14 protein-coding genes are annotated in these 14,793 nt (G+C 46.1%); 4 read left to right on the top strand and 10 right to left on the bottom strand.

The features are described 5' to 3' along the window. Positions 1–16: 16 nt before the first annotated feature. The 3 genes from lpxH (at position 17) to ACFFUV_RS02015 (ending at position 2,578) form a co-directional block, all read left to right on the top strand. A complete protein-coding gene (gene lpxH, locus ACFFUV_RS02025; RefSeq protein WP_390189287.1) occupies positions 17–766 on the top strand; it encodes a UDP-2,3-diacylglucosamine diphosphatase in 750 nt (249 codons plus the stop codon). Between the two features lie 50 nt (positions 767–816). After that, positions 817–2,022 (top strand): EAL and HDOD domain-containing protein, encoded by a 1,206-nt coding sequence (locus ACFFUV_RS02020; protein WP_390189285.1) that lies wholly within the window; start codon positions 817–819, stop codon positions 2,020–2,022. Positions 2,023–2,083: 61 nt separating this feature from the next. Continuing rightward, complete coding sequence (locus tag ACFFUV_RS02015) at positions 2,084–2,578, top strand: YchJ family metal-binding protein (RefSeq protein ID WP_390189283.1); 495 nt, start codon at positions 2,084–2,086, stop codon at positions 2,576–2,578. A gap of 66 nt (positions 2,579–2,644) precedes the next feature. On the opposite strand, the gene serS is transcribed toward ACFFUV_RS02015, so the two are convergent. From serS to ACFFUV_RS01995, 4 genes are all read right to left on the bottom strand, one after another. Beyond that, positions 2,645–3,955, bottom strand: a complete 1,311-nt coding sequence (gene serS, locus ACFFUV_RS02010) for a serine--tRNA ligase (protein WP_390189281.1) — start codon at positions 3,953–3,955, stop codon at positions 2,645–2,647. A 91-nt stretch (positions 3,956–4,046) separates the two neighbouring features. Then, on the bottom strand, positions 4,047–5,396 hold the full coding sequence (locus ACFFUV_RS02005) for a replication-associated recombination protein A (RefSeq protein ID WP_390191808.1): 1,350 nt from the start codon (positions 5,394–5,396) through the stop codon (positions 4,047–4,049). Between the two features lie 2 nt (positions 5,397–5,398). Further along, positions 5,399–5,995 (bottom strand): outer membrane lipoprotein periplasmic chaperone LolA, encoded by a 597-nt coding sequence (gene lolA, locus ACFFUV_RS02000; RefSeq protein ID WP_390189279.1) that lies wholly within the window; start codon positions 5,993–5,995, stop codon positions 5,399–5,401. Positions 5,996–6,088: 93 nt separating this feature from the next. Beyond that, on the bottom strand, positions 6,089–6,706 hold the full coding sequence (locus tag ACFFUV_RS01995) for an SEC-C metal-binding domain-containing protein (protein WP_390189276.1): 618 nt from the start codon (positions 6,704–6,706) through the stop codon (positions 6,089–6,091). 127 nt (positions 6,707–6,833) lie between these two features. On the opposite strand from ACFFUV_RS01995, the gene dusC reads away from it, so the two are divergent. After that, on the top strand, positions 6,834–7,790 hold the full coding sequence (dusC, locus tag ACFFUV_RS01990; protein WP_390189274.1) for a tRNA dihydrouridine(16) synthase DusC: 957 nt from the start codon (positions 6,834–6,836) through the stop codon (positions 7,788–7,790). Here dusC and ACFFUV_RS01985 read toward each other — a convergent pair. From ACFFUV_RS01985 to cysB, 6 genes are all read right to left on the bottom strand, one after another. Beyond that, positions 7,787–9,250, bottom strand: coding sequence for a sensor domain-containing diguanylate cyclase (locus ACFFUV_RS01985; RefSeq protein ID WP_390189272.1), 1,464 nt, complete (start codon positions 9,248–9,250; stop codon positions 7,787–7,789). The two genes, dusC and ACFFUV_RS01985, sit on opposite strands and share 4 nt — an antisense overlap. Before the next feature lie 130 nt (positions 9,251–9,380). Next, the gene (locus tag ACFFUV_RS01980; protein ID WP_390189270.1) at positions 9,381–10,175 is read right to left on the bottom strand and encodes an ABC transporter ATP-binding protein; all 795 of its coding nucleotides are present in this window, start codon (positions 10,173–10,175) and stop codon (positions 9,381–9,383) included. Beyond that, positions 10,172–11,116, bottom strand: coding sequence for an ABC transporter permease (locus ACFFUV_RS01975; RefSeq protein ID WP_390189269.1), 945 nt, complete (start codon positions 11,114–11,116; stop codon positions 10,172–10,174). Before ACFFUV_RS01975 ends, ACFFUV_RS01980 begins: the two co-directional genes overlap by 4 nt. A 59-nt stretch (positions 11,117–11,175) precedes the next feature. After that, positions 11,176–12,141: an ABC transporter substrate-binding protein gene (locus tag ACFFUV_RS01970; RefSeq protein WP_390189267.1), complete on the bottom strand. Its 966-nt coding sequence runs from the start codon at positions 12,139–12,141 to the stop codon at positions 11,176–11,178. 153 nt (positions 12,142–12,294) lie between these two features. Then, a complete protein-coding gene (locus tag ACFFUV_RS01965; protein ID WP_390189266.1) occupies positions 12,295–13,497 on the bottom strand; it encodes a methyltransferase in 1,203 nt (400 codons plus the stop codon). A 61-nt stretch (positions 13,498–13,558) separates the two neighbouring features. Then, positions 13,559–14,533: an HTH-type transcriptional regulator CysB gene (cysB, locus tag ACFFUV_RS01960; RefSeq protein WP_390189265.1), complete on the bottom strand. Its 975-nt coding sequence runs from the start codon at positions 14,531–14,533 to the stop codon at positions 13,559–13,561. Between the last annotated feature and the right edge of the window lie 260 nt (positions 14,534–14,793).

Below are 14,793 nucleotides of genomic sequence, written 5' to 3'. Positions count from 1 at the left end.
CTTGCTATGGACCATTATGACCACACTGTTTATTTCCGACCTGCACTTAACGCCTTCCGCCCCAGAAATTACTGATTGCTTTACCCGCTTTATGCGTGAAGAAGCCATTCACGCCGACGCGCTTTATGTCCTTGGCGACCTGTTTGAATTTTGGATTGGTGACGACGATAACTCTGACTTCGCCAAACAAATCAAAAGCGAGTTCAAACGCTTAACCCAAGCAGGCATTCCTTGTTTCTTTACTCAAGGCAATCGTGACTTTTTAGTTGGTAAACGTTTTGCAAAACAGACAGGCGTTACCCTACTTGGCGATGAAACCGTCATTGATCTCTATGGTACACCAGCCGTAATCTTACACGGTGATACACTCTGCACCGACGATGTTCAATATCTAGCATATCGAGAAAAGGTTCACCAACCTTGGCTACAATGGGTATTTAATCGCATTCCTTTTTGGGTCAAAAATAAAATCGTGGCAAAGGTGCAAAGCGATATTAGCGATACAAAAAAAATGAAGTCTATGGAGATTATGGATGTCACGCAAAGCGAAGTTGAAGCCGTGATGCATAAACATCAGGTCAAACTGATGATTCATGGGCACACGCATCGACCGAACATCCATCATTTCGGTGAGGGTTTACAGCGCATTGTCTTGGGTGATTGGTATGAACAAGGCTCGGTGTTAGTTTGCACGCAATCTCATCTGGATTTGCAAACTCGACCCTTTGCTACGCCACAGAACTCAAACAATCATCTTGAAAAATAGCCTTGGAACGCTATGCTTTTAACCACCTGATAAGTTAGAAGTATGCCTCCTTGACTTACGCCTATATTGCTCGCCAGCCCATCCTCAATCGCCGAAAAGACACGATCGGTTATGAACTGTTATTTCGAGATGGGCCAGAGAATAAGTTTCCTGATGTTTCCCCCGAACTGGCAACCAGCCGGTTGCTCACTGATCACTTTTTTTCCGCACATTACGATACACTTGGCAATTGCCTCGGGTTTGTAAACTTTCCTTATGAAAGCCTGATCAATCGAATTCCAACCCTCTTTCCTGCTGGCAATCTGGTCATCGAAATATTGGAAGATTGCCCGCCAAGTGATGACCTACTTGATGCGGTTAAAGAGATGTCAGAGCTGGGATACATCATCGCGTTAGATGACTTTATTCCGAACCCACAATGGAAACGCTTTCTACCCTATATTTCCATCATTAAATTCGATATTCGGTTGGTCTCCATTGCTAAGGCGCAAAGCTTTATTCACAAACTCAGCAAGAGCAAAATCAAATTTTTGGCCGAAAAAGTCGAGACTTACGAAGAGTTCGAACATGCGAAAAATGCGGGCTTTGATTATTTTCAAGGTTACTTCTTTAGTAAGCCAGAAGTGTTGCAAACTAAAACACTCTCACCAGCGCTGCATACTGTCGTTCAACTCTGTAAAGAGATATCCAAAGCCGACCTCGACTTTGCCGCCATTGAGCAAATCATCAGCCAAGACGTGAGTTTGTCCTATAAGTTGCTTTCAACCGCCAACTCATCGCCATTAGTCAACAGCAAGATACGCTCATTTAAGCAAGCGGTTGTCTACCTTGGTGAAGAGAAACTGCGCAAGTTTGTCGCCTTACTGGCCATCGCCTCGACCCAAGAGTCCAAACCCAGCCACCTCTATGCGCTGTCGATACAAAGAGCACGATTCTGTGAATTGGTGTATCAACAGTTCGACTGTGATGCCAGCTCAGCCTTTCTTACCGGGTTGTTCTCCTTACTCGACTCTCTGCTCGACCAGCCCCTAGAACATATATTGGCATCAATGCCTGTGGATGATGACGTCAAACGGGCATTACTCGATAACCAAGGGATGTTAGGTCAAGTACTCAAGCTCATCAAAGCCTATGAGCTTGCCCATTGGCAAGAGGTAAGTACCATAAGCCAAGCATTAGATTTAGACGAAAAACATCTCTGCGATTGTTACACGGCGTCGGTAAAATGGACAACTGGCTTGGTTGCGATGTCTTAACAATTTACAATGTATCCGGCGGTGGCTACACTGCTTTTTTTAGTGTCAAGGTCACCGTCACATGAGCCAACTTTGCCCCTGCCAAAGCCAGAAACTCTATTCACAATGTTGTGAGCCAATTCATCACGATGTCAAAAAGGCAGCTCAACCCGAACAACTCATGCGCGCACGTTATTGTGCTCATGTTCTTGGGCTCGTCGACTTCGTGGTCGAGACCTATCATCCTAGCTGTGAGGCCGCGAGCCAAAGACAAGAAATCACCGATTCGTTAGACTCTGATTGGGTAAATTTGATTGTCCATGACTGTCAAAAAGGCGCACATCAGGATGAGGGCTATGTCACCTTTAGTGCCTATTTTATGCAAGATGGACAGCAGCATGCTTTAACAGAGTGTTCACGCTTTGTTCGTGAATATGACCAGTGGTATTACATTGATGGAACGTTTCCAGAACCCAAAGATAAGCGTTTAACTCAGTCAATTAGCTCACTTAAAGTTGGACGCAACGATCCATGCATTTGTGGAAGCGGTAAAAAGTTCAAAAAGTGTTGTGGTTAACCGACGGCGACAGACGAACAAAAAAACCGGCTTAAAGCCGGTTTTTTTATTTGCTGCGAGCAAGCATCATTGACCGATGTGCGTCGCGCCATTCATGTACTTTTGCAGTACTGCAGGGATTTCAATACTGCCATCCGCTTGCTGATTATTTTCCAAAATCGCCACCATGGTACGACCCACAGCCAAACCAGAGCCATTCAGTGTATGTACAAGCTCAGGCTTTTTCTCTCCCTTACGACGGAAGCGCGCCTGCATACGGCGAGCTTGGAAATCCCACATATTTGAACAAGATGAGATTTCACGATACGTCTCTTGAGCTGGAACCCAAACTTCCAAATCGTAAGTTTTACGAGCACCAAAGCCCATGTCACCTGCACAAAGCACCACTTTACGATACGGAAGTTCAAGCAGTTGGAGTACTTTTTCAGCATGACCCGTTAGCTCTTCAAGTGCATTCATCGAATCTTCAGGTTTCGTGATCTGAACCAATTCAACTTTATCGAACTGGTGCATACGAATCAGGCCACGAGTATCACGACCATAAGAGCCGGCTTCAGAGCGGAAGCATGGCGTATGTGCCGTCATTTTCAAAGGCAGATCCGCTTCTTCTGAAATAGTATCACGCACTAAGTTAGTGACGGGCACTTCAGCCGTCGGAATAAGTGACAGTTTACGCGGTTCTTCATCATTCACTTTTTCAGCCAAAGGCTCAGTATGGAACAAATCTTTGCCAAACTTTGGTAACTGACCTGTGCCGTACAAGCTATCTGCATTCACTAAGTAAGGCATGTACATTTCTGTATAGCCATGCTGCTCGGTATGCAAATCCAGCATAAACTGGGCAATTGCGCGGTGTAAACGAGCAAACTGACCACGCATGACGATAAAACGCGCACCGGTGATTTTGGTTGCAGCGGCAAAGTCTAGGCCATCCCCCATTTCGCCAAGATCGACGTGATCTTTAACTTCAAAGTCATAAGACTTGGGTTCACCCCAACGTGAGATTTCAACATTCTCTGACTCATCAAGGCCATCAGGCACATCGTCGGCAGGAACATTTGGAACCGAAAGCGTAATCTCTTCCAACTGAGTTTGCACCTCAGTAAGTTCCACTTTTTTCGCTTCAAGATCACTGCCTAAGTTACCGATTTGCTTTTTAATCTCTTCGGCACCCTCTTTATCTCCCGCTGCCATTTTTTGGCCAATTTGCTTGGAGATGGAATTACGCGTGGATTGTAAATTTTCAACTTCTACTTGAATCGACTTACGTTGTTCTTCAAGTTTACGAATCGCATCTACGTCTAGCTTAAAGCCTCGACGTGCCAATTTTGCAGCTGTTTCATCCAGCTCAGTTCGAAGTAATTTAGAATCCAGCATTGTTAATCCTATGCTTTTTTGTGATAAAAAACGCGTGAAACCGTTCACGCATTATTGAAATAATTGATCGTTTAACGATACCCAAAAGCCACTAATTTTCATAGCGCTTTTGTGGGCTATTTGCGTCTAAACTAGCCAAGTAATCTAACTTTTCGCCAATTTTCGTTTCTAACCCACGATTTGTCGGCTGATAGTAGCGTTTTCCGGTCATTTCCGAAGGAAGATAACGCTCACCAGCGGCATATGCTCCGGGTTCGTCGTGAGCATAACGATATTCTGCACCGTAGCCCATTTCTTTCATTAAGCTTGTCGGGGCGTTACGAAGATGGTGAGGTACTTCGTACTCAGGCAGATTGATGGCGTCATCCATCGCTTGTTTCCAGGCCTGATAAACCGCATTACTTTTCGGCGCGCAGGCCAAGTAAACAATCGCTTGAGCAATCGCCCGCTCACCTTCAGCAGGCCCAATACGCGTAAAACAGTCCCACGCCGTGATCGCCACCTGCATCGCTCTAGGATCTGCATTGCCGATATCTTCTGAGGCGATAGCCAACAAGCGACGAACGATATATAACGGATCACAGCCCGCCGTCATCATGCGAGCCGCCCAGTACAGCGCAGCATCGGGGTTGGAACCACGAATGGATTTGTGAACTGCTGAGATCAAGTCATACCAAACGTCACCTTTATTATCAAAACGTGCGACTTTCTCTCCCGCCACTTGGGCCAGCAGATCAAGGGTAATGACTTTGTCACCTTGCTCATTCTCTTGCGCCATATCAAACAGTAGCTCAAGGTAATTGAGTGACATGCGCGCGTCCCCGTTGACCAGTTCAGATAACCTATCAAGGACATCATCGACAAACCTGGCTGGTTGAGCACCCAATCCGCGCTGTTGATCAGCAACCGCTTGATCAAGCGCCTGACGTATTTCTGCGTTCGATAGTGAGGTCAATTTGTAAACACGCGCACGTGAAAGCAGAGCGTTATTGAGCTCGAACGATGGATTTTCCGTCGTTGCGCCGATAAAGGTGACTGTTCCATCTTCGATATGAGGTAAAAATGCGTCTTGCTGCGACTTATTAAAGCGATGCACCTCATCAACAAATAAGATGGTGCGACGTCCCGCCATTTTGTTTTCTCGCGCTTTATCAATCGCCGCACGAATGTCTTTCACACCCGAAGTCACGGCTGAAACTCGTTCAACTTCCGCATTGGCGTAGTTTGCTGCGACTTCCGCTAAGGTTGTCTTTCCTGTTCCAGGAGGCCCCCACAAAATCATCGAGTGAATATGTCCGCCTTCCAATGCCTTGCGCAGCGGTTTTCCAGGCGCCAACAAATGTTGCTGACCAATGTATTGCTCGATGGTTTGCGGCCGCATTCGGGCAGCAAGAGGACAAAAATCTTCGTCGCCGGAAAAATCTAATGTGTAATTACTCAACATTAATCCCTTTGGTCGTCCACCTCGACGCCTTGTGGAATCTCAAAGGTGAAGCGATCTTTGCTTGGTGTGGAAAGATCCACGTTATCAAACGTGAACTGGCTGCGCTGACCATCTTGCTCAATGACCCCAAAACCTTTTACAACGCCTTTAGCGCCAATTTCTAACTTGAATTGGCCTTGGTTACTATCAGCAGCGGTTGGAGTCAGGGTGAACACATCTCCGTCTTGCGTCACGTTGTAGTTGTCCCAATCACTGGCACGATTACGTGTCAGGAGCACAAACGGTGTCTGCTCAGTCGCTTGCTCCTGCCAGTAGATACTAACTTGCTCAATAAATGGGCTGTAGTACCACAACGTTTTACCATCGGAAACAAGAATGTTCTCATCCGGTTGAGTCGTGGTCCAGCGAAAGAGGCTTGGACGTGCAATTTCAACTTGGCCTTCACCTTCCATGACCACTTCCCCGTCCGGCGCAGTCACGGTTTGAGAAAAGTCGGCACTGAAACCCTCGGTCAATTGCAAACGTTGGTTTAATACGTCTTTCGGCGCAGCGATTGCACTCATACTCACAAAAAATAACGCTAACAATTTCTTCATTCAATTCGCTCCGTTGGCTAACGCCTTTATTTTCAATGCATTTTTCACTGAGTTATTCAGCGATATGATCGCGTTAGGTAAAAATTTTGTGGTTTAGTTCCCACAGCATTGCTTAAACTTCTTGCCGCTACCACAAGGGCATGGATCATTACGCCCTGTCTGTTTATATGGGTTCACACTTTGCGATTTTCCACCCATTAATGCTTCATCTGCTGCTAACGCGACTTCATTAATCATTAAATCAAGTTGAGGCGCCAACTCTGATAATGCCGGAGGATGCTCAAATCCAGCTTGTTTCATTTGCTGCTGCGTTTGCTCTTCATCAATCGCGAGCATCATCACTGTCAGTAACGCTTGAAGCATTCGCGCCGTACCATCAGCTAACGTTGCTTGTTGCCACAAAGGCTCGACGACTGGCCAAACTTGCATAAATCCTTCAGCGAAATCCGCTAATGGCTCTTGACTTTGTGGGTAATGCACAAGGTCGAGTAACGAGTAATCACTGCGCTTAAGCGCATGATACTGTTGGTGAATCTGCTCTGTTACCTTTTCGGCTACCAACGAACTTTGGTCACCAAAAAGTGGCGTTAGCCATGTATTTGGGTCCAGCGGTTCGCGGCTAATGTTGGCAGCTAAGATTGCGCCTTCAATAAAATATTCGGATTCATCCAGCTCGGCGGTTTGGGGAATGCTAACGAGAGAATAACTCATTGGGTATCGCTTTTATGATCTAACTTAGCGCCATTATAACCAAAGCCAGCCTTCGAGGTCACTGAATAGGGTGACATTCGTTCGCATTCCCTCTAGAATCTTGCGTCTGATTTTAGAGGGACAATCCATGCGACTTGTTTTAGGCCCGATGGAGGGCGTTTTAGACCATTTAATGCGCGAACTACTCACCGAGATTAATGACTATGATCTTTGTGTGACGGAGTTCGTTCGTGTTGTCGACCAAAAACTGCCCGCCCACGTATTCCATCGTCTATGTCCTGAACTTGAACATGGCTCCATGACCAAATCGGGCGTTCCTGTTCACTTACAGTTACTCGGACAAGATCCTAAATGGATGGCAGAGAATGCTCACTTTGCCGCAGAGCTTGGTGCCAAAGGCATTGATATTAATTTCGGTTGCCCTGCGAAAACGGTCAATAAAAGCAAAGGAGGGGCTGCCCTACTTCAGCATCCAGAAATCGTCCATCAAGTGGTCAAAGCTTGCCGCGATGCGGTTCCTGATGATATTCCCGTTACAGCGAAAATCCGTTTAGGATGGGAAAATCCGGATGACTGCTTTGAAATTGTTGACGCCGTTGAACAGGCAGGAGCAAACGAGCTTACCGTTCACGCTCGTACCAAGATGGCAGGATACAAAGCGGAGCACATCAAGTGGGAATACATCCGCCAAATTCGTCAACGCCATCAAATTCCGCTGATCGCTAATGGCGAAATTTGGGGATATGAAGATGGACAGCGATGCCTTGAAACGACGGGGGTTGACTCTCTCATGGTGTGCCGCGGCGCATTTAATATTCCTAACCTTGGCAATATGGTGAAATATAACCATTCATCAATGCCATGGCACGATGTTGTTCGCTTGATGATCGCCTACTCACGTTATGAGATTAAAGGGGATAAAGGACTGTATTATCCAAACCGAATTAAGCAATGGCTTTCGTACTTACGCCAAGAATATCAGCAAGCAGATGAACTGTTCCGCTCAATTCGTCGTTATAATAAAGCAGCACCAATTGTCGATACCATCACCGACATTCATGCTCAGTTAACGGCTTGCGCTTAAAACACCAACTGATTCTTGCCAGACGTTTTCGCAATATACAATTTTTCATCCGCGGCTTTGAACAGTTTTTCAAAGTCGCTACGTTCAGAAACTCGCGTTACCTTAACCCCACCAGAAACGGTAAATCCGCCGTTTATAATCAAGTGTGAATCTTCACAAATTTGCTGTTTGATACGTTGCATAATGGTTTGCATTTGGTCGCGGTCACCACAAGTCAAATAAATCACAAACTCTTCACCGCCAAAACGCGCCGCCGCATCGGTGCCGCGAATATTGTGTTCGATTTTATCCGCCATGTAGCAAATGACTTTGTCTCCGATATCGTGGCCATAGGTATCGTTAATCGATTTGAAATTATCGATATCCAGCACCGCCAGAGCAATATCACCCGACTTAAGCGTATTGCGCCAAAAGTCCTCTAAGCCACGACGATTCAGCAATCCAGTCATCGGATCCTTAGCCGCCAGCGCTTTAAAATGGCTACGCTCCATATTGCTGTTCACATAAAACAAAACAATCACTGACAGCATATAGATAAACGCAATTACGATTAGGCTATATTTTTCGAGCGCAAAAAAGCGCTGAACTTCACTTCCCCAATCAATTTGATAATACAGCGCATGGTGAGTTTGCACCTCAGGAAGCTCAACCTTGTGTACCCTACGGGCGCTAAAAGGAATAGTTTCATCACGGGTGTTGATGATACGAATATTGCTGGCCAATACTTGGCTGTTTTGCAGTAATTTGGGCGCGTCAATATCCAGGGAGATCATGCCTTGATATTGTTCTTTGAAGAAAAAAGGCACAACGAGACTAAGAATACGTTTAGTAATAATGCGTGATGTACTGGGCCCAACAAGGGAGATCTGTGGCTCACTTTTAGCCGCTTCTATCCAATAAGAACGAGCTCGAATCGTATCGAGTAATTGTTTGGTAATATTTTTTGACAGCGTGTCCGGTGAGGAAAAAACGTAACCTTCACGGTCGATAAAGTGCACACCGAAAAGATAAGAGTCGAAATCATGAAGGAAAGAGAGCATGGGTGCCATCGCCACCTGTTGGGAAGCTCGGCGATAAAGCGGGTTTTGCGGGTCGCACATTTCAGGCGAGCCCACCATCATGTAGTTAAGTTCTTTTAACGGTGAAGCAACCATCGTTCCTTGCTGACCAGTCAACAAAGCATCAATAGGCCACATACGGCACAAACCATCTTCCACTATGCGACTGTGCTTTAAGAATAGATCACTTCTCTTTTCTTTAAAGGCTGCAAAGCTATAATCAATTGCGGCGACCGCCTTTGTCGAACGAATTAAAGCGCGCTGAATTCGGGAATACTCTACATCAATATAACGGTTTACCGTCTGATAATAATTGGTGATCGCTAAGGACAGAATAACTAATGACAACAGCGCTGGGACCAAAAAGACAAATTGTAGGCTGAAATGTCTTTGAACATTCATTATCACACTGACCTATAGAAAAAATAAAACTCATCAACAGCCTAAAGCAGTCAATGAGCCTTGTATTAAAAATCAGCCAATGGTCTCACAAGTTGTAATAATGCAATGTCAGAAGCAGGTAAACATCACACTAACTAAGTAGCAAGCTGTCGTCCGTCAGTTCCTCGCCTCGAACTTTACTAAACATTTCGAGTAAGTCAGGTACGCCCATATTTGCCCGCTGCTCGCCAGCAACGTCCAGAACAATTTGTCCTTGATGAAGCATAACGGTACGGTCACCACACGCAAGTGCATCTTTCATTGAGTGAGTCACCATCATCACCGTCAGATTAAACTCATTAATGATCGTTTTCGTCAAATCAATGATAAACGCCGCCATACGTGGATCGAGCGCAGCCGTGTGCTCATCAAGCAGCAATAGTTTACTGTCCGAAAGCGTGGCCATAACGAGGCTAACAGCCTGACGCTGCCCGCCAGATAATAGCCCGATACTATCCCCCAGTCGGTCTTCTAAACCTAACCCGAGTATGCTGATACGCTCCTGAAATAACTTACGACGTTTTGATGATAATGACATGCTCCAACCGCGTTTCTTGCCACGCATGTAAGCCATCGCCATATTTTCTTCAATAGTCAGTGCACCGCACGTTCCTGCCAATGGATCTTGAAATACGCGTGCGCACTGCTGCGCTCGTTGGTCAACCCTTTGTTTAGTCACATCAAGATTATTGATGATAACGTTGCCGCCGACCATGGGGGTTTCTCCAGTAACCGCGCCAAGTAACGTCGATTTACCTGCGCCGTTTGAGCCAATCACCGTTAAAAATTGATGTTCCGGCACTTCCAACGAAACGCCGCGTAACGCTTTATTTTCTAGGATCGTGCCTGGATTGAAGGTCACTTGAATATCTTCTAAACGAATCATGCTTTTTCTCCCGACGTTTTCACCTGCTTAGAGACCACTTCACTTTGAGCAGGCGCTCTACGCTTTTTTGATGAAAGGTTTCCTTTCAGTCGTGGTGCAATCAACGCGATAGCAACCAATACAGCGGTCACCAAATTGAGATCAGAGGCTTGTAAGCCAAACATACCTGAACTCAACGCAAACGCGACCGCAAGACGGTAAAGGACCGAGCCAACAATGACCGCTATCACCGCAACCCAGATTTTACGCCCAGGGATGAGTGTTTGACCCAAAATCACAGCGGCTAAGCCGACCACAATGGTCCCCACTCCGGAAGTTACGTCAGCAAAACTGTTGGTTTGAGCAAACAGCGCTCCCGCAAAGCCGACAAAACCGTTGGATAAGGCGAGGCAAAAGTATGTATAAAACGCTGTACTTGCGCCTTGAGCGGCAACCATACGTGCATTAACCCCGGTAGCTCTGAGCCCCAACCCAAAATCACTGTTAAGCAACCTCACGACAAACACCGCGGAGAGAAACACCAGTATCGCCACCACAAGCGGGCGAATGTACATGGGATCCCCCATCGCCTCAAAGGGCGTTAGAATCGTCTCTTCACCCAATAAAGCTAAGTTTGGTCGTCCCATGATGCGAATATTGATCGAAAATGCAGCAATCATGGTTAAGATAGAAGCAAGTAGATTTAGAATGCCCCAACGAACCGTTAGATAGGCAGTCACCCATCCTGTCATGGCACCCGCAACCATCGCTAATAAGGTTGCGAGCCATGGGTTAACTCCTGCAACAATTGCTGTCGCAGCGACAGCGGCGCCCATCGGAAAACTACCGTCGACACTTAAATCAGGAAAATCGAGAACTCGAAAGGTAAGATAGACGCCTAACGCGACTAAACCGTATATGAGGCCAATTTCCAGGGCCCCAAAAAACGCAAAAGCAGACATAACGACTCCCTTTTCTGCTTAATAAGTCGGCATGTTGCCATGCCGATAATCATCACTTGTTATTTTACGCTGGTCGCGCGGTCCAGAACGGATTGAGGGATCGTCATACCAAGCTTGTCAGCAGCCGTTTTATTGATAACCAAATCAGACCCTTTTGCCACTTCGACATCGAGTGAGCCAGGCTCCTTGCCTTCAAGAATCGCAGCGACGTAATCGGCGGTTTGCACCCCAATTTGGTAGTAGTCGAAACCAAGGCTGGCGATAGCACCACGCTCAACATACGAGGTTGCAGCGCCAAATACTGGGGTTTTGGATTGATTGGCAGCCACGATCATACCTTCAATTGCGCTGGCAACGGTATTATCGATAAGCGCGTAAATAACATCGGATTTTTCCGAGATCGCTTGGGTTGCTGATTGCACATCCGCGCTTTTTAACGCCGTCGCTTCAACTAGCTTTAAACCGTGTTTTTCCGTTGATTGCTTCAGAAGTTCCATCAGGCTAACCGCGTTCGCTTCGCCTGGATTATAAACCACACCAATCGATTTCACGTTCGGTAAAAGTTCTTTGATTAATTCCACGTGCTGCTCAACAGGCGACAAATCAGAAAGGCCTGTAACATTTTTACCCGGCTGCTTAAGGGTTTTCACCAACTTCGCACCGACAGGGTCTGTGACGGCCGTAAAGACAACGGGAATGGAACGGGTAGCCGACACCAAGGCTTGAGCAGTCGGTGTTGCAATACCAACTAGCACATCGGGGTTTTCACCAACAAATTGGCGAGCGATCTGCACAGCAATCGCTGGGTTACCCTGCGCAGTTTTATATTCAAATTCTAGATTTTCACCCTCTACGTAACCTTTCGCTTTCAGGCCATCCAAAAGACCTTGTCGAGTTGCGTCAAGAGCTGGGTGTTCTACGATCTGTGATACAGCGACTTTAGCGGTTTCCGCCATAATGCTGGTCGAGGAGAGTAACGCTGCGCCAGCGAGAACGGCCGTCGCAATAGCTTTGGTTGCTTTCATCTTAACTCCTTGATTTAAGCAATTTATTAATGTTGTGTTATATAATTATTAGTTGAGTGCACGTTTCCTGCACTTAACTTCATTATTACCAATAAGTTTATCTAAAGGGAAGCAGGTTTTTAGCTTGATATAACAAAAAAGAGAGTTATGTAGTTATTCACTTGGCTTTGTTGCCTGAATCACCAAATTTCGTGGGGTGACCTCGCGCGAACAAAACACATTCACCGCGACTTGATAGCCATGCTCTTGCAGATACAAGGCCTTGTCCAACACAAGCCATACTTCCAAAATCCGTTTGAAAGCCGACTGCACCAAGCTGAGCTTTTCCATACGCTCAAAACGTTGCTGGCCCAACTGTTGGTAATGCTCAAACTGTTGATTAGGAAGGGTGAGCTCTTTTTGCTCTGCAGCCCAGCGGCAAAATGCCTCAAAGCCCTGGCTGAGTAACGATTTTTTGATGCTAGGAATAGGTAAATATTGTTGATACCCCAGTTCGGCGCGCAGCAATTCATCAAACCCGAGTCGAAAGATCATTTCTTGCTGGCGATGGCGCTTAACTCGTTCACCACCGGTGACGGTTTGCTGCAGTGGAATTCGTAACTCTTGCCGCGTGAGGTTTAGGCTTGAGGCTTGGCCATACAATGACAATGGTTGGTATGATTCAGACGCTGTTAGATGATAACAACAAGGAGAAATCGTCGTGGCCACCAAACCACGCTCAACCACCTTACGCAATAACGTTTGATGAAGATCACCACAAGCATGGAGAGCAACCGCATGTTGAGAAGGCTGCACAAACGCGTCGACCTCCTCTGACAGAACATCCATCTGCTGAAATTGCTGCCCAGTAATACCCAGCGTATTCACCAGCGTCTCTCCTGCATCGCATAACCCCTGTTGGTACTCGAGACTCAGCACCGGCTTTAAAGAGTGCACACACAGTTGACGCCCCAAAAATCCTTTCCCCGCACACCACTCTAGCCAACTGTCACCGAATGACGATGACAATGCATGAGCGCTTAGTGCTTGAATCTGCGAGAGTTTACGTCCGGGTATACCGTTGTCTAAAACCGAAGAAAGTGCAGGCAACGCCGAATGAATCGTTGCGAATTCAGTATACTTTGCCGCTTGTTGTAGGTCCTGAATATAAGGCGCAAGATGCCGTAGCAAATCAGCCTCAGACGCCAAAAGCGCATCGACCTCGGGAAATGATAATCTGTCTAACCATTGGCAAAGCTCATGATGACTACCCTGCCAAGGGTAAGCGGGATGTCGAGAGAGCTGAAAAGGTTCAAAACGCCACAGCGTTTGATGTTGAATTAAAAATGCGTCAAGAAACGCTAATCTATTTTGCATACATCCCCCTCAAAACAGAGTGCATTTTAAGGGGTGATACGGCGAGCACAAAGCGTTATTACTAGCGAACTGGCAATTCAATATCTTTAAACATTTCCTCGATTTCTGCATTAGACTTGAGAGAAATCGCCTGTTCAACCACAGGACGGGTCAAATGCGGAGCAAAACGTTCCATAAAATCAAACATATAGGACCGTAAAAATGTTCCGCGACGAAAACCGATACTCGTCGTACTGGCACCAAAAATATGGCTGGCATCAATCGCCACCAAATCGGTATCTTGTTTTTCATCGATTGCCATACTGGCTATCACACCAACGCCCATTCCCATTTTGACGTACGTTTTAATGACGTCTGCGTCAGTGGCGGTAAATACAACTTTAGGGGTGAGACCAACGCGATTAAAAGCAGTATCCAGTTCAGAACGCCCTGTAAATCCAAAGACATAGGTTACAAGAGGATAAGCCGCTAACTCTTCAATCGTGACTTTGTCTTTTTGCGCCAATGCATGGCCTTTAGGAACCACAATTGACCGATTCCAGTGATAACAAGGCAGCATCACCGCATCTTGATACAGATGGAGCGCTTCAGTCGCAATCGCAAAGTTCGCAGTGCCTTTGGCAATCGCCTCTGAAAGCTGAGTTGGGGTGCCCTGATGCATATGCAAAGAGACTTTAGGGTAGCGAGTCGTAAACCCTTTTATAACTTCAGGTAGTGCATAGCGAGCTTGAGTATGAGTCGTTGATATATTGAGAGTACCCATTTCTGGATGGGTATGTTCACCAGCCACTGCCTTGATACTCTCAACACGCGACAAAATCTCTTGGGAAATGCGAATAATGTCTTCACCCGCTGAAGTGACTTGGGTAAGATGCTTGCCACTACGTTCGAAAATCTGAATGCCGAGCTCATCTTCCAACAATCTGACTTGCTTACTTATCCCTGGCTGGGAAGTATATAGACTTTCGGCCGTCGCGGACACGTTCAGGTTATGGTTGACGACTTCAACAATATACTTCAGCTGCTGTAACTTCATTACCGACCTCGTAGGCGTTGAGTGTTTCTTTGGTTGGAGAACATAGTTTATAATATTTAGTTATAACGCCGATTAAACTAAATTAATAGTAAAAATCATTGAGACTGTTGATTAAGTAAACAAAATCACGTAATTAGCCACTTATTTGTAATCCATCGCTCAGAAAAGCTTCCAGAACTACGGTTTACATCGCTTAACTAATAAAAAGGGTGATACGATTGATTTTATTTATAACTGCAGTGTTTTAATAGGATAGTGTA

Origin of the sequence: Vibrio olivae, assembly GCF_042428525.1 — a bacterium.
GTDB lineage: Bacteria > Pseudomonadota > Gammaproteobacteria > Enterobacterales > Vibrionaceae > Vibrio > Vibrio olivae.
This window is presented reverse-complemented; position numbering and strand designations above follow the sequence as displayed.

Bases quoted from the DNA above. Each gene is read 5' to 3' on its own strand.
- lpxH (WP_390189287.1), top strand. From the start codon at position 17: ATGACCACACTGTTTATTTCCGACCTGCACTTAACGCCTTCCGCCCCA.
- ACFFUV_RS02015 (WP_390189283.1), top strand. From the start codon at position 2,084: ATGAGCCAACTTTGCCCCTGCCAAAGCCAGAAACTCTATTCACAATGT.
- serS (WP_390189281.1), bottom strand. From the start codon at position 3,955: ATGCTGGATTCTAAATTACTTCGAACTGAGCTGGATGAAACAGCTGCA.
- lolA (WP_390189279.1), bottom strand. From the start codon at position 5,995: ATGAAGAAATTGTTAGCGTTATTTTTTGTGAGTATGAGTGCAATCGCT.
- ACFFUV_RS01995 (WP_390189276.1), bottom strand. From the start codon at position 6,706: ATGAGTTATTCTCTCGTTAGCATTCCCCAAACCGCCGAGCTGGATGAA.
- dusC (WP_390189274.1), top strand. From the start codon at position 6,834: ATGCGACTTGTTTTAGGCCCGATGGAGGGCGTTTTAGACCATTTAATG.
- ACFFUV_RS01985 (WP_390189272.1), bottom strand. From the start codon at position 9,250: ATGAATGTTCAAAGACATTTCAGCCTACAATTTGTCTTTTTGGTCCCA.
- ACFFUV_RS01980 (WP_390189270.1), bottom strand. From the start codon at position 10,175: ATGATTCGTTTAGAAGATATTCAAGTGACCTTCAATCCAGGCACGATC.
- ACFFUV_RS01975 (WP_390189269.1), bottom strand. From the start codon at position 11,116: ATGTCTGCTTTTGCGTTTTTTGGGGCCCTGGAAATTGGCCTCATATAC.
- ACFFUV_RS01970 (WP_390189267.1), bottom strand. From the start codon at position 12,141: ATGAAAGCAACCAAAGCTATTGCGACGGCCGTTCTCGCTGGCGCAGCG.
- ACFFUV_RS01965 (WP_390189266.1), bottom strand. From the start codon at position 13,497: ATGCAAAATAGATTAGCGTTTCTTGACGCATTTTTAATTCAACATCAA.
- cysB (WP_390189265.1), bottom strand. From the start codon at position 14,533: ATGAAGTTACAGCAGCTGAAGTATATTGTTGAAGTCGTCAACCATAAC.